Source organism: Streptomyces sp. NPDC005483, from assembly GCF_040606035.1.
In the GTDB taxonomy this organism is placed as follows: domain Bacteria; phylum Actinomycetota; class Actinomycetes; order Streptomycetales; family Streptomycetaceae; genus Streptomyces.
Genome location: NZ_JBEXEA010000009.1, coordinates 354,001 through 368,179, shown reverse-complemented (window position 1 = coordinate 368,179; position 14,179 = coordinate 354,001). Strand labels below are relative to the sequence as shown.

General features: G+C 69.3%; 11 protein-coding genes and 2 pseudogenes. 5 read left to right on the top strand and 8 right to left on the bottom strand.

Annotated elements, in window-relative coordinates:
- Positions 1 to 581: 581 nt before the first annotated feature.
- The gene (gene msrA / locus ABZT06_RS20205; RefSeq protein ID WP_355742207.1) at positions 582 to 1,094 is read right to left on the bottom strand and encodes a peptide-methionine (S)-S-oxide reductase MsrA; all 513 of its coding nucleotides are present in this window, start codon (positions 1,092 to 1,094) and stop codon (positions 582 to 584) included.
- Positions 1,095 to 1,303: 209 nt separating this feature from the next.
- On the opposite strand from msrA, the gene ABZT06_RS20200 reads away from it, so the two are divergent.
- Positions 1,304 to 1,891, top strand: a complete 588-nt coding sequence (locus tag ABZT06_RS20200) for a hypothetical protein (RefSeq protein WP_355742204.1) — start codon at positions 1,304 to 1,306, stop codon at positions 1,889 to 1,891.
- Between the two features lie 33 nt (positions 1,892 to 1,924).
- A pseudogene (locus ABZT06_RS20195) lies at positions 1,925 to 2,092 on the top strand (DUF4291 family protein); the annotation flags it as partial.
- A 195-nt stretch (positions 2,093 to 2,287) separates the two neighbouring features.
- On the opposite strand, the gene ABZT06_RS20190 reads toward ABZT06_RS20195, so the two are convergent.
- Together ABZT06_RS20190 and ABZT06_RS20185 are read right to left on the bottom strand one after the other, a co-directional pair.
- Entirely contained in the window at positions 2,288 to 3,691 is a 1,404-nt protein-coding gene (locus ABZT06_RS20190; protein ID WP_355742201.1) for a condensation domain-containing protein, read from the bottom strand.
- Positions 3,692 to 4,194: 503 nt separating this feature from the next.
- Positions 4,195 to 4,308: pseudogene (locus ABZT06_RS20185) on the bottom strand (VOC family protein); the annotation flags it as partial.
- Between ABZT06_RS20185 and ABZT06_RS20180 the strand changes: the two are divergent.
- On the top strand, positions 4,265 to 4,717 hold the full coding sequence (locus ABZT06_RS20180; protein ID WP_355742275.1) for an iron chelate uptake ABC transporter family permease subunit: 453 nt from the start codon (positions 4,265 to 4,267) through the stop codon (positions 4,715 to 4,717). The pseudogene ABZT06_RS20185 and the gene ABZT06_RS20180 overlap by 44 nt on opposite strands.
- Positions 4,718 to 4,884: 167 nt before the next feature.
- Here ABZT06_RS20180 and ABZT06_RS20175 read toward each other — a convergent pair whose 3' ends face one another.
- Entirely contained in the window at positions 4,885 to 5,925 is a 1,041-nt protein-coding gene (locus ABZT06_RS20175; protein ID WP_355742198.1) for an NAD(P)-dependent alcohol dehydrogenase, read from the bottom strand.
- Between the two features lie 178 nt (positions 5,926 to 6,103).
- On the opposite strand from ABZT06_RS20175, the gene ABZT06_RS20170 reads away from it, so the two are divergent.
- Positions 6,104 to 7,006, top strand: a complete 903-nt coding sequence (locus ABZT06_RS20170; protein WP_355742195.1) for a helix-turn-helix transcriptional regulator — start codon at positions 6,104 to 6,106, stop codon at positions 7,004 to 7,006.
- An 11-nt stretch (positions 7,007 to 7,017) separates the two neighbouring features.
- Here ABZT06_RS20170 and ABZT06_RS20165 read toward each other — a convergent pair whose 3' ends face one another.
- Positions 7,018 to 7,788 carry an antibiotic biosynthesis monooxygenase gene (locus tag ABZT06_RS20165; RefSeq protein WP_355742192.1) on the bottom strand — a complete coding sequence of 257 codons (771 nt, stop codon included), beginning with the start codon at positions 7,786 to 7,788 and terminating at the stop codon, positions 7,018 to 7,020.
- Between the two features lie 134 nt (positions 7,789 to 7,922).
- Between ABZT06_RS20165 and ABZT06_RS20160 the strand changes: the two genes are divergently transcribed.
- A complete protein-coding gene (locus tag ABZT06_RS20160; protein WP_355742189.1) occupies positions 7,923 to 8,087 on the top strand; it encodes an iron chelate uptake ABC transporter family permease subunit in 165 nt (54 codons plus the stop codon).
- Positions 8,088 to 8,261: 174 nt separating this feature from the next.
- Here the strand turns inward: ABZT06_RS20160 and ABZT06_RS20155 are convergent, their stop codons facing one another.
- The 3 genes from ABZT06_RS20155 to ABZT06_RS20145 form a co-directional block, all read right to left on the bottom strand.
- Positions 8,262 to 11,504, bottom strand: coding sequence for a S8 family peptidase (locus ABZT06_RS20155; protein ID WP_355742272.1), 3,243 nt, complete (start codon positions 11,502 to 11,504; stop codon positions 8,262 to 8,264).
- A 260-nt stretch (positions 11,505 to 11,764) separates the two neighbouring features.
- Positions 11,765 to 12,448, bottom strand: a complete 684-nt coding sequence (locus ABZT06_RS20150; protein WP_355742186.1) for an ABC transporter ATP-binding protein — start codon at positions 12,446 to 12,448, stop codon at positions 11,765 to 11,767.
- Positions 12,449 to 12,650: 202 nt separating this feature from the next.
- Positions 12,651 to 14,105 (bottom strand): ABC transporter permease, encoded by a 1,455-nt coding sequence (locus ABZT06_RS20145; RefSeq protein ID WP_355742184.1) that lies wholly within the window; start codon positions 14,103 to 14,105, stop codon positions 12,651 to 12,653.
- Between the last annotated feature and the right edge of the window lie 74 nt (positions 14,106 to 14,179).

Sequence of the window (14,179 nt, the reverse complement as noted above, 5' to 3'; positions counted from 1 at the left end):
ACGGACGAACCACGCCCATCTCTCCCGCCGCCAGCCGGAGTTCATGCCCACCCACCCCGAACCAAACGATCACGTTCGGAAAGCGGATGGCGTCTGAGGCCAGGCTCAGTGCACGGCGGGCTCAGACAGACCCGGGCTGAGGCAGACGCCGGGCTGAGGCGGACGCCGGGCTCAGACGGACGCCCGGCTCAGACAGACGCCGGGCTGAGGCAGACGCCGGGCTCAGACAGACGCCGGGCTGAGGCAGACGCCGGGCTCAGACAGACGCCGGGCTGAGGCAGACGCCGGGCTCAGACAGACGCCGGGCTGACGCGGACGCCGGGCTCAGACAGACGCCGGGCTCAGACAGACGCCGGGCTCAGACAGACCCGGGCTCAGGTGGCCCCGGCCTGAAGTGCACGCCGGGCTGAGGCGGCCGGGCACACTGCAACGCCAGGCTGAGGCGGACGCTCGACCCTCACCGTCGGCCCGGGCAGCCGTGCCGTGTGGACGTTCGCCGGGAACGGCACCCGGTAGGCCAGTGGATGGACAGTGGGTGCGCCCCCGGCCAGGGGCGCACCCTCTCGCCAACCCCGTGCCGGTCAGCCCTCGGCGCGGGCGGGCAGCCGCCATCCCGGGCGCGGGAAGTGGCAGGTGTAACCGTCCGGGTAGCGCTGGAGGTAGTCCTGGTGCTCGGGCTCGGCCTCCCAGAAGGGGCCGACCGGCTCCACCTCGGTGACGACCTTTCCGGGCCACAGGCCGGAGGCGTCCACGTCCGCGATGGTGTCCTCGGCGATGCGCTTCTGCTCGTCGTCCACGTAGTAGATCGCCGAGCGGTAGCTGAGGCCGATGTCGTTGCCCTGGCGGTTCTTGGTGCTCGGGTCGTGGATCTGGAAGAAGAACTCCAGGAGGGTGCGGAAGTCGGTCTTCGCGGGGTCGAAGAGGATCTCGATGGCCTCCGCGTGCGTGCCGTGGTTACGGTACGTCGCGTTCGGCACGTCGCCCCCGGTGTATCCCACCCGGGTCCCCGTCACGCCTGGAAGGCGGCGGATCAACTCCTCCATGCCCCAGAAGCATCCGCCCGCCAACACGGCCCTCTGTGTCTGCGCGGCCATTACGGCCCTCCCTGTCTGTCGGCTCGGTCATTCGGGCGGGCCACTCTGCTCGCACACCACCGGCATCCTGTGCCCACCCCCCTCAACGCACGAAGGTTCCGCACGATTCCGGCCCCGCTCGACCGGCCGCGTCGCCCCGCGGTCCGACCGGCCGCTTCGCCCCGCCGGTCGGCGGACGGTCGCCCGGTCGGGCAGGAGACCATGGCGAGGTGACAGCACTCTCGCCGTATCAGCAGGACTTGCGTGATCGCTTGCTCGCCGTGCCCGTGGTGCCCGCGCCTGCTCCCTGGCAGCCGGTGTTCGAGTCGTGTGCCGCGGTCGGAGGGCTGCTCGGGATCGGGTTCGCGGCGCATCCCGACAGTGGCGACGACCTGGTGATGGTCGTCTCGACCGACGGTCACGGTCTCTTCGACGCCGTCACAGGCGAGAGGATCGCGCGGGACCGGGACCCCGATCCCGAGACGCCGGACCCGGCCGCGGATCTGACCTGCCCGGGCCTCGGACCGGTCGCCGGAAGCAGGGTGCACATCGCCGGGCTGTACGGCGGCGGCCTCCATACCACGGCCACCGGCAGCTGGCACGTGGAGGTCGTCGCCCCGTCCTGGCCGAACGAACGTGTCCTGCTCTCCCACGGCAGCGGCATGCCCTACCGCGACCCGCACGGCGAACGATGTTGGCACATCTTCCACTCCCACTACTCCGAACTCCGGGCCGTCGGCTTCTCCCCCTCCGGCCGCACCCTCGCCGTCGCGACGAGCAGCGATGTGACCCTGTGGACCCGTCCGCCCAGTCCGTAAGCCGCCGGAAGGGTGATCCTCGTCCGCCTCACCCTGTACTCCAGGCAAGAACCGCGACCACACGGGACCCGCGCACTCCACACCGCGTCCACGATCACCGTCTACCAGACGTACGCGCCGGAGATCGGCCTGCCCGCCGCACGCGAGGGCCGTTTCCCCGCCGTGGGGAAGCGGGACCGGATGACGTGGGTCGTCAAGCCGGGTTCACAGCCCGAATCCGTCGGCGGCGGCCGGACGGAAGGCAGGGCATCGCGGAGTTCGGCATCGGTTTGGAGCACTTCGAAAGGAACCTGGACGCAGTCTTGCGCAGTCTTGCGGGAAGCGTCACCGGACAACCGGTTCGCGGAGCATCTTCCCGCCGGTCCGGTTCCGCTTCCTACGGCAGGCGCAGGGGCTTCAGAACGGCGCGTCCAGGCCGTTGCGGGCCACCGAGACGATGATTTGCCGCATCTGCTCGACGTACAGCCGCATGTTCTTGCGCGCGATGTCGGTGTCGGGGTAGCGGCAGGCGAAGTACAGACCCTCATGCAGCCTGTTGAACCATGCGCACACCTTGTCGCCGTACGACACCCGGAGCAGGCCGTACGCCTTCAACTCGGCCCATCGCTCGGATCCGTGGATGCCCCGGGCGTCCACGAACGAGACGAACGAGTACATGTCGGGCGAGGTCTTGTGGAAGTCCGAGCCGAGCAGCCGCAGTACTCGGGCGTTGGGTATACGGGCCAGTGGTCTGTTGGCGCGTAGTTCGGTGCGCACGGTCTCCAGGACGCTCCGGAAGCCGGGTGCCTGCGCAACGGGAATCTCGATCGGCGCGCCGCCGACGTACCAACCCACGGAGCCCCGCCATTCGGGCTTCGCCCTCGTATGGAACGGCACAACCGTCCGGTAGACGGGCACCCCACCGATCTTGTGGACGACGAGGCTTGTGGCAGCCAGGATGCCGACCATACTCCCGCCGAAGGGCCGGCAGGACGTCTCGAACGCGGCGGCGTCGTCGGCTCCCACGATCATTTCGTGCAGGAGCTGCTGCGTGGGCAGTTCGCCGCTGGGATCCAGGCCCAGGTCGACGGGAAAGTTCGGCAGCTTCCCGTCGCACCGCCCTATGAACCCCCGCCAGCGTGCGACGACCTCGTGCGTGGCGTCGATCTGGTCCGCGTCCGTGCGCTCGACCTCGCAGAAATCGACGTAGCTGCCGATCGGCGTCTCCTCCACGGCGCGGTCCTCGGCGCCGCCCACCATGCACAGCTCGTGGATCTCCGCGGGGATGCGCTGCATGGAGTACGAGTCGACGTTGCTGTGGTCGAAGGCCATGTACACGGTTGTGCAGTCGTCCCGGACGACCGCCGCGTAGATGAAGTTCGGCCAGCTGAGTGCGTAGGTCTCTGCGTCGAATCGGTGCTGGAGGTGCTGGGCCAGTCCCTCCGCGTCGGGGAAGTCGCCGACCACCTCGCGACGCAGTGACACCGCATCGGCGTCGAGGGTGAACCGGCGCAGTTCGTCGCCGACCCGGCGGAAACCGCTGCGCAAGGTCTCGTGCCGGAGAGTCCAGCTCCGTAGTGCGTCCTGCAGCACGAGGAGATCGACCCCGCCCGGCATGTCGAATGCCGTACCGAGCCAGGTGGGCATGAACAGACCGTTTTCGCGCACTGATCGAACCGTTCGGACGTGCGTCTCCTGGGCATACGACGGCGGCCGGGAGTCCTCGGGCAGGTTCGTCGCCGTCTCGACGGCCGCCGCCGCATCGAGCGTCCACTCGACCAGGAGCCCGGGGCGGACCTCAGAGCACTGGATGTCGGTCATTCGCACGGTGAGCCTCTCCGTTGATGGGCACGGTCAACCCGACGGGCCCGCCCGGGAACCGGTGGCCCCATGCCTGCTCGGCCCTGCCACGGTGCGTGCCGTACAGGCCGACGGCCCTTCGGACCACGGTCAAAGGCGGCGCCGTTCGGCGTATCTCGCCGCTCGGTGACCGTGGGCTCGATCAGCCGGCGCCGCGGAGCCATGCCGGACGCCGACACAGCGCCGGTACTGCCATGAGCTGCTCCCTGAGTGATGACTGGGCGAGCACCGCCGCGCATGGGAACGGCTGCCCGCGGGCGGTCGGCCGGGCAACCAACATCATCCTGCGGGAACCGGCCCAAGATCGCTCGGGGAGCCGACCGGACGGACGGGAGCTTCACCCCTGGCCGCGGCCGCGATCAGACGGGCGGAACCCGCGTACCCGCCGCCCCCACGGACCGGGGATGATGACGGGGTGGCGTATCGGAGGGGCTCAATGCATTGACGTGTCAGGCCTCGCGAACGGCTTCGCGGATCCCGGCGAAGATCGCGTCGAAGTCGGCCTCGGAGACGAGGAACGCGTAGTGCTGCGGCGTGATCTCGTCGGTCGTGTCCCTGTGGTCGAGGGTCACGCCGTCGAGCTCCCGACCGGGACGAGGGGCGTGCGGGTGGACCGGGTGCGGCTCGGGCCGCCCGTGCTCGGGGTGGTGCTCGCCGCGACCGCCACCGGGGCCTGACCTCGCCGCAGCCGGCCCGGCGGCTGCCCGTACGCCCCAACTGCCCTTGCTGTCCTCGGCGCTGACCGGTGCCGTGGTCCTGGTCACCGCCGATCTCGCCGTACGGACTCTGCTGCTCCCGCCGGAGATCCCGGTCGGGGCGCTGACCTCGCTGGTCGGGGGCCGTATCGCTGTGGTTGCTGGGGCGACGGACGGCCGTATGCTGACGGGTCCGGTGGACGCTCACGGGCCGAAGAACCCTGACGGACAGCCGTACGCCGAACGGCCCCGACAGACAGCCGTAGCTCACGGGCCCAGCGGACGGCCGTAGATGAAGGGCCCCGGCAGCCAGCCGCACGCCGAAGCGCGCCGACCGGCAGTCGTAGCCGAGGCCCCGGCATGCGGCCGTGACGAAAGGACCCCGGTGCGAGGCCGGAGCCGTACGCCGAAAGACCCCGGCACAGGACGTACCGGGGCCCCTCCCTCACACCCTGCGTGTCAGATCGTCGCCGTGTCGATCACGAAGCGGTAGCGGACGTCGCTGTTGACGACCCGCTCGTACGCCTCGTTGATCTCCGACGCGGTGATCAGCTCGATCTCGGCGCCGATGCCGTGCTCGGCGCAGAAGTCCAGCATCTCCTGGGTCTCGGCGATGCCGCCGATCGCCGAACCGGCGAGGGTCTTGCTGCCGCCGATGAGGGAGAAGAGGTTCAGGGCGATCGGCTCCTCGGGGGCGCCGACGTTGACGAGGGCGCCGTTCGCCTTGAGCAGGCTCAGGTAGGCGCCGAAGTCGAGCGGCGCCGAGACCGTCGAGAGGATCAGGTCGAAGGAACCGGCCAGCTCCTTGAAGGTGGTCTCGTCGCTGGTCGCGTAGTAGTGGTCGGCGCCCAGCTTGAGGCCGTCGTCCTTCTTGCGCAGGGACTGCGAGAGGACGGTGACCTCGGCACCCAGCGCGTGCGCGATCTTGACGCCCATGTGGCCGAGGCCGCCCAGACCGATCACGGCGACCTTCTTGCCGGGGGCGGCACCCCAGCGCTTGAGCGGGGAGTACGTGGTGATGCCGGCGCACAGCAGCGGCGCGGCCTCGTCGAGGGCCAGGCCCTCGGGGATGCGGACGACGAAGTTCTCGTCGACGACGACCTTCTCGGAGTAGCCGCCGTAGGTGGGCTCGCCGTCCTTGCCGACGGAGTTGTACGTGCCGACGTTCCCGCGGGTGCAGTGCTGCTCCAGGCCGGCCTTGCAGTTGTCGCACTCACGGCAGGAGTCGACCATGCAGCCGACGCCGACGCGGTCGCCGACCTTGTGCTTGGTGACTCCGGGGCCGACCTCGGAGACGATGCCCGCGATCTCGTGGCCCGGGACCATCGGGAAGATGGCCTCGCCCCAGCCCTCCTGGGCCTGGTGGATGTCGGAGTGGCAGATGCCGGCGAACTTGATGTCGATCAGGACGTCGTGCTCGCGGACCGCCCGGCGCTCGATGGTGGTGCGCTCCAGGGGAGCCTTGGAGGCGGGGGCGGCGTATGCGGCGACAGTGGTCATGCCGGGGTTTCTCCTAGCGAGGGGGTGCGTGCCCGGCTGCCTTCTGTCCTCCGTCCGGGCACTCTTCCAGCCTGCCCGACGAATCACGATCCACCCAGGCCACCGTTCTGCGTACGTCTGCTGTTCCTACTACTGGCGGGGACAGGATGCTGAACGTACGACCGTGAATACTTGACATATGGACGACATGGCCGAGGAACTGCCCGGAAGCGGCTCACTGGACCGGCGCGCCGAGCTCAGCGAGTTTCTGCGTACCCGGCGGGCCCGGCTGAAGCCTCAGGACGTGGGGCTGCCGGACTTCGGGCGGCACCGCAGGGTGCCGGGACTGCGCCGCGAGGAGCTGGCCCAGCTGGCGGGCGTTTCCGTGGCGTACTACACCCGCCTGGAGCAGGGCAACGGGCGGAACGTCTCGACGGAGGTGCTGGGCTCGATCGCCCGGGCGCTCCGGCTGACCGACGCCGAGCACGCGCACCTCACTCATCTGGCGAAGCCCAAGCAGCACAAGAAGAAGCCGGCCGCACGGGCCGAGCAGGTGCGCGGGTCGGTCCGGCAGCTGCTGGACTCGATCGACGTCCCGGCGTACGTCTCGGGGCGGCGCTCGGACATCCTCGCCTGGAACCGGCTGGCCGCGGCGCTCTTCGGGGACTGGTCGGAGCTGCCGGCGCGGGACCGCAACTGGGCCCGGCTGGTGTTCCTGCGGCCGGAGTACCGCGAGCTGTTCGTGCCGTGGGAGCAGAAGGCGACCGACGTGGTCAGCTATCTGCGGATGGACGCGGGCTGCCATCCGGACGATCCGCAGCTGTCCGCTCTCGTGGGTGAACTCTCCGTCAAGAGCGAGGAGTTCAGGCGTCTGTGGGCCACGCACGACGTCAAGGAGAAGAACTTCGGTGTCAAGCACCTCCGCCATCCGCTGGTCGGCGAACTGACCTTGAACTTCGAGTCGTTCCCGCTGTCCGACGGCACCGAGCAGGCCCTGATCACCTACCACGCGGAACCGGGCTCCCCGTCGGCCGACGCGCTGCGGCTGCTGGCGAGCTGGGGCGCGGACGCGACCCGGGCGGGCGAGTCCGCGCACTCCTGACCCGGGCCGACTCAGCCCTGGTACGGGGGTGCCGCCCCCCAGTTCCACCGCGGCACGGGCTGCTCGGCCGGCGGTTTGGCGTCCGGTCCCGAGAAGTGGACCGCGAGCCGGGTGCCCCACTCCACGTAGGCGAGGAACGCCGAGCGGAACTCCGGGTCGGTGGGCAGGCCGGCCTCGTCGGCCGCGTCCTGGATGAGATTCACCCAGCGGCGGCGCTGCTGCTCGGTGATGTCGCGGCCCAGGTGCTTGGCGACCATGTGGCCGTGGCCGCCCTGGGTCTCCGAGTAGGCGGTCGGGCCGCCGAAGACCTCCGCGAGCCACAGGGCGACGTGCTCGGCGTGCTCGGGGGCCAGTCCCTCGAACACCGGGGCCAGGAGGTCGTCGGCGAGGACCTTCTCGTAGAACACCGTGGTGAGCCGTCCGAAGGCCTCCGCGCCGCCCGCCCACGAGAACAGGGTGGGGACGGCGGCCCCCCGGCCGCGGACCGTCGTCGGTTTGTAGTGGCGCATCTCCTCGATGTTCTCGATGTACGGCCTGATCTCGGCCAGGAAGTCCGGGAACAGCTCCGACTTCCGGAAGCCCTCCAGGTGGTCCTCGGTGGAGGTCCAGGTGATCCGCAGGACGAAGTGCTCGAAGTCCTCCTCGCAGCGCGCCAGTTCGTAGTCGACGCACTGCGGGGCCGCCGCGAGCTGGACCGAGGCGTGCGTGTAGGCGGACAGGAACTCCGCCGAGCGGTCTTCCGGGATGCGGTAGCGGATGTACTCGACGGTCTCTGTGGTCATACGGCCACTCAAACACGGCCGGCCGTCGGAAGCTGCCCTTCCGGGGGCCCGAGAGCTGACCGTGCTGGGCATTACCAGGAACCCGGAGAAACCGCGGCCCGGGGCGGCGGGCCGACGGCGGGCGGGCACCGGGCGTGCTGCCGTTGTCGGCGTTGCTCGGGGCCGCGTTGCTGGTGGGGGCGGATGTGGCGGGGCGGGTGGTGCGGGCCCCCGCGGAGGAGCCGGCGGGTGTCATGACCGCGCTGGTGGGGGTGCCCGTGCTGGTGGTTCTCGTACGGCGTCGGGGGGCCGTCTCGTGAGGAGGGCGCTGCGACTCGGCGTGACCGCACCCGCCCGGGTCCGCGGCCGAACGGCGACCACCGTGTTCCGGCGCCCCCGGTTCTCGCTCCTCGTCCACCGGACCTCCGCGCGGAAGGCCCGCCGGAAGCGGTGCTCCCGACGGGCCTTCCCCTACTGCTGGTGCGTTCTGCGGATCACTTCCCGTAGTACGCGTTGTAGATCGAGATCGTCGACTTGTTGCCCTTCTTGTCGGCGATCTTGGCGTGGAAGGAGATGGCCTTCCCCTTCGCCGGGTTCTTCACGGTGATCTTGCCGCCCGAGACCGTGACCTTCTTCCAGGTCTGGCCGTAGTCGTACGACACGTACACCGCGAGGGACTTCAGGTTGGAGCCCTTCGCGGAGCCCTCGACAGTCAGCGGGATCTTGACCGTCTTGCCGGCCTCGACACGGTTGTCCAGGCCCGTCTTCGCGTTGAAGCGGACCATGGAGGCCGGAAGGGTGGCGTAGTTGCCGGACGGCTTCTTGGACTTGAACTCCCAGCTCGCGTCGATGCGGGTGGAGGCCGCCGCGACCTTGACGCTGCGCTTGACCGAGGTGGTCAGCTTGTACGACGCCTCGCCCGCCGGGACGGTGAACGCCTCCGCACCGAACAGCGGGTCGTCGTTCGTGCCCACCTTGACGCCGTTGCGGTAGAGACTCGTGCTGACCGCGGTGAAGTCCGAGGAACCGGCGTGCCCGGCGCCGTCGGAGAACAGCGGCACGTACCCGTAGATGCTGTTGCCGTCACGGAAGAGCCCGTAGTACGTGTTCAGGTGCGGGCCGAAGACCGCCGTGTTGAAGGTCTTCGTGTACTTCTGGCCCGCCTTGAAGGTCTGCGGGTCACCGAGCGTGTAATAGGCCTCCGACATCGGGAAGCCGTCCGCGTCCGTACCCTTGTACTGCGAGAAGTCGAACGTCCACTGGATCTTGTCGGACGTCGACAGGTACAGCGTGCGGGTGCCCGGCAGCTTCTGCTCCACCGCCGTACCGAAGGTGAAGTCGTTGGGGAAGAAGCCCATCGGAGTGATCGCCCCGGTCTTGCCGGAGACACCGGAACCGAGGTTGTTCTTCACGGTGGCGAGCTCGCTCGCCTTGAAGTGGCGGACCTTGTCGCCCTGGAGCTTCTTGACGTCGGCGCTGGTGGCCACGTCGTACTCGGCGTCGGCACCCTTCGTCCACTGGCCGCTCCAGGTCTGGTGCAGGCCGGAGACGTCGCCGCCGAGGGGCGCCACGCGTACGTCGTCAAAGGACTTGAGGCCGACACCGAAGCCGACGCCCGCGGTGTCGTACATGTAGCTGATCACGCCGAGCTGCTGCTTCGTCTGCGCGTCCGGGACGGTGATGTCGGCCGCCCTGGTCTTGCGGGCGTCGATCGTCACCGAGGTGTTCTTGGTGACGCTCAGCTTCGGCTGGACCAGCCAGTCCAGTCCGCCCTCGAAGTTGACGAAGTCCTTCGCGATCCAGGCGTCCAGGAGGTAGTTGCCCTTGGGAACCCGCATCGTCGTCGTACCGGAGTCCGCGATGGTCACCTGGTAGGCGCGGCCCTCGGCCAGGCCCGAGAAGCCGAACAGGAGGGTGTTGTAGTCGGCGGTCGGCTGCCCGTCCCGCCCGATGTGCTTGATCTTGACGTCGTACGACTCGACCTCGCGCTGCACCGCGGCCGCCGTGCGGACGGTCTGGCCGCCGCCCGTCGCCGTCACGTACGCGGAGTAGGCGCCGTCGAGCGTGCCGCCCAGCTTGGTGTTGACGCTCATGTCGACGGATGCCTTGCCGCCCGCCGGGACCGTCACCGTGGTGGCGGCCAGCTTGAAGAAGCCGGCCGGAGCGGCCTGCCCCTTCGGGTTCGTCGCCGCCGCGGTCAGCTTCAGCGTGACGTCCTTGGTACCGAGGTTGCGGTACGTCAGCTGCTTGGTGACCGGCTTGTCGTCGGTGTGCGGCCACTGCTGCGTGCCGAAGCTCACCGACACCGGGTCGGCGATCACGGTCTGCTTGATGGCCTTGTCGACCTGGATACGGCCCGAACCCTGCTGGAACGGGGTGTACTTGCCGCCCTTCGCGGAGCCCGTGAGGGCGCCCTTCAGCTCGGCGTAACCCCAGTTCGGGTGCTCCTGCTTGAGGATCGCCGCGGCGCCCGCGACATGCGGGGTCGCCATCGACGTACCGGAGATGGTCAGGTAGCCCGGCGGGTTCTCGCCGACCTCCTGGTCGATGACGCTGCCCTTGGCCGCGGCGGCCGTGATGTCCACGCCGGGCGCGGTGACGTCCGGCTTGATCGCACCGTCGCCGGCCCGTGGGCCGGTGCTGGAGAAGTCGGCCAGCTTGTCCTTGTCGTCGACGGCGCCGACGGTGAGCGCGGCGTCCGCGCTGCCCGGCGAGCCGATGGACTCAGGACCGGAGTTGCCCGCGGCGATGGCGAAGAGCATGCCCTTCTCGGCGGAGAGCTTGTTGACCTCCGCCTCCAACGGGTCGATCTCCGGGGTGTCCTGGCCGCCGAGGCTGAGGTTGACGACGTCGGCGCCCTGCGCGGCCGCCCACTCCATCCCGGCGAGGATGCCGGAGTCGTCACCGGAGCCGGTGTCGTCGAGGACCTTGCCGTTGAGGATCTTGGCGCCGGGCGCGACGCCCTTGTACTTGCCGTTGGACTTGGCGCCGGTGCCCGCCGCGATGGACGCGACGTGCGTGCCGTGACCGAAGTGGTCGGTGGCGTCGGCCGCGGTGGAGAAGTTCTTGGACTCGATCACCTGGGTCTTGAGGTCCGGGTGGGTCGCGTCGACACCGGTGTCCAGTACGGCGATCTTTACGCCCTTGCCGTCGTAACCGGCCGCCCATGCCTTGGGGGCGCCGATCTGCGGCACGGACTTGTCGAGGCTGGCCTTGCGGACGCCGTCGAGCCACACGTGGGCGATGCCGGCGGCGGTCCTGTCACCGTTGGTGACGGCGTCCCAGAGCTCGGGCGTCTCCTTCTGCGGTGTCTGCACGGCGTCCGCGTTGAGCGTCGTGAGGCTCCGCCGCAGGGTGCCCGCGTCCCGGACGTCGGCCTTGGCGGCCGTGGCGGCCCCCTGGTAGCCGACGATGACCTTCAGTCCCTTCGCCTGGGACTTGCGGGTGGCGGACTTGTTGAGCTCGGTGATGTCGAAGAGTCGCTGGTCGAGCTTGCCGGCGGCGACCAGCCGGACCGCGTCCGCCGGCACCACGAGCGTGTGCCCGTTGGTCTTCCGGATCTGGACGGGTATGTGCTCGCGCCCCTTCGCCCGCTCCAGGCCGACGACCCGGCCCTTGGCGTCGACGGTGACGCGGTCACCGGTGATCAGGGTGATGGTGTGCTTGGGTGTGAGTTGCGCCTTGCTCGTCTGCGCGCCGGCCGTGCGTGCCGCATCCGCCGACGCCGGGCTGGTCATGCCCGCCGCAAGCGCTACCGCGGCCGCCGTGGCGATCGTTGCCGCGCATGCCTTTTTCACTTGTCTGCGCAAGATTCCCCCTTGCAGATGGACCGGGTGAATTCCCCGTTCACCCGGGCGGGGGCAGACGCGCACGCATGTACGCACACCCCCCGGTGCTCGCAGTATGCCGAGGGGTGATCACGACCTCAATAGACAAGTCTCCGACAGCAAAGTCTGTTACAAGACTGCCGGATTCAGGGGGAGTTGAGTCTGCGCGTTCAGGTGGCGGCGTTCTCCTTCACCGTGATCCTGCCCTTGCGGATCGTGGCGAGGCGGGGAGCCTTCTTCGCGATGGCGGAGTCGTGGGTGACCATGATGAAGGTCAACCCCAGCTCCTTCCACATGCGTTCGAGTACGTCCATGATCTCGTCGCGCATCGACTCGTCGAGGTTGCCGGTGGGTTCGTCGGCGAGCAGCACCTTCGGCTGCTTGACGAGGGCACGCGCGATGGCGACGCGCTGCTGCTGTCCTCCGGACATCTCGGAGGGCAGGTGCGAGAGCCGCTCCCCGAGCCCGACGGAGGTGAGGGCCTCGGCCGCTCGCTCCCGCCGCTCCTTCCCCTTCACGCCGAGGGGTACGAGGGCGGTCTCGACGTTCTCCTGGGCGGTGAGGGTGGGGATGAGGTTGAAGGACTGGAAGACGAAGCCGATGTTCTCGCTGCGGACCTTGGTCAGCCTGGCCTCCGACAGTTTCGCCAAGTCGGTGCCGTCCAGCACGACTTCGCCCTCCGTGGGCTTGTCCAGCGCGCCGAGCATCTGGAGCAGGGTGGACTTGCCGCCGCCGGTGGGGCCCTGGATGACGAGACGGTCTCCGTCGGCGATGGTGAGGTCCACACCGGCGAGCGCGTCGACGGTGTCCTTGCCTCGGGTGTAGCGCTTGGTGACACTTCTGAGTTCGTACATGGGGACTCCTGGGGTGGTGGGGTTCGGGGTGGTGCGAGTCGTTGTCGGCTGCGGGCGGGTGAGGTGGGTGCGGCTGTGGCATGCCTTGTCTGCACCCACTCAGGGGCGCGGGGAACTGCGCGACCAGCCACGGCGCCCCGCACCCGCGAGACCACGAGGCGAGGCACATCCGTGGGCGCACCGGTACCGCAGCAACCGCCGGCTACTCGACTCGGCGCAACGCATCCGCCGGCCGCAGCCGGGACGCGCGCCAGCCGCCGAACGCTCCCGCGATCAGGCCACCGGCCACCGCCAGTCCCACAGCGACCGCCACCGTCGTAAGGCTGACCGGGGCGGTCAGGGCGACGTCCAGCGTCTTGGCGGCAGCCTGGCGGCCGGGACCGCCGAAGCCGCCACCACCGGGGCCGGCGTTACCGCCGCCACCGCCCAACTGCGCCTGCAGCGTGGGACTGACGGCCGTGACGACGTACGCGCCCCCGAGACCGAGCGCGATACCCAGCGCCCCGCCCAGCAGCCCGTTCACCATGGCTTCGCCGACGACCTGTCGGGTCACCCGCCCCGACTTCCAGCCCAGCGCCTTCAGCGTGCCGAACTCCCGCACCCGGCGCGACACCGCGGACGAGGTCAGCAGGCCGGCGACGAGGAACGCGGCGACGAGCACGGCGATCGACAGCCACTTGCCGACGTTCGTGGCGAGCGAGGACGCCGTGGACAGCGACCCCGACACGGTGTCCGCGAGATCCGCCGAGGTCGTGACCGTCGTACCCGAGATGTTCTTCTGGATAGTCGACTTGACGGAGTCGATCTTCTGCGAGTCGGCCGCCTTGACGTAGATCGTGGTGACCTTGCTCTTCGAGTCGCTGAGGGTCTGCGCCTGGGTGAGCGGGATGTAGACGTTGGCGGCCGCGTCCCCGCTGTCCGCGGTGGCGACGCCGATCACCTTGAACTTGACGCTCTTGACGGTGACGGTGGAGCCGACCTTGAGCTTCTTCTCCTTGGCGTACGCGGAGTCGACGACGGCGACCTTGGCGTCGGTCTCGGTCGACTTGAACGTACGGCCGCTGGTGATCTTGGAGGAGGTCAGCGGGCCGAGGGCCGCCTTGGTGACGTCGGTGCCGAAGACGGAGTAGTTGTTGACGTCGAAGTTGGCGCCGCCGCCCTGTACTTCACCCTGCGGCTGCCCAGTGCCGCCGCCGGGGCCGCTCCGCTGGTTGCCGCCGTTCTGGTTCTGCTGGAACTGTCCGCGGGTGAACTGCCCGCTGACCTTGATGACTTGGAGGCTCAGCCCGCCGACCGCGTCCGAGACGCCGGTCTGCCGGCCGACCTTGGTGACGGTGGAGGTGGACAGGGTCTGGAACCCCTGCACCAAGACCCGGTCGGTGCTCTGTTCCGCGTCGGAGCCGTTGTCCTGCGCGTCGAACTGGAAGCGCGGCCGCTCGGAGCTGTCGGCGCTCGGAGCGGCGGCGGCCTTGGTGACCGTCATGTCCGTGCCGAGCCCGTACAGCGACTGGAGGACCTTGTCCTGGGCCTTCCCCATGCCGGACGACACGGAGCTGACCACGATGACCAGCGCGATCCCGAGCGCGAGCCCGGAGGCGACGACGAGGGCCGCCTTTCTGCGGCGGCGCAGTTCGCGCCTCAGGTAGGTGAAGAACATGGCCGCAAAGTAGGTACGGCGCGTGATGACTCCATAAGGCCCGAATAAGAGCTGCATGAGAAGGCTGTGCGAGA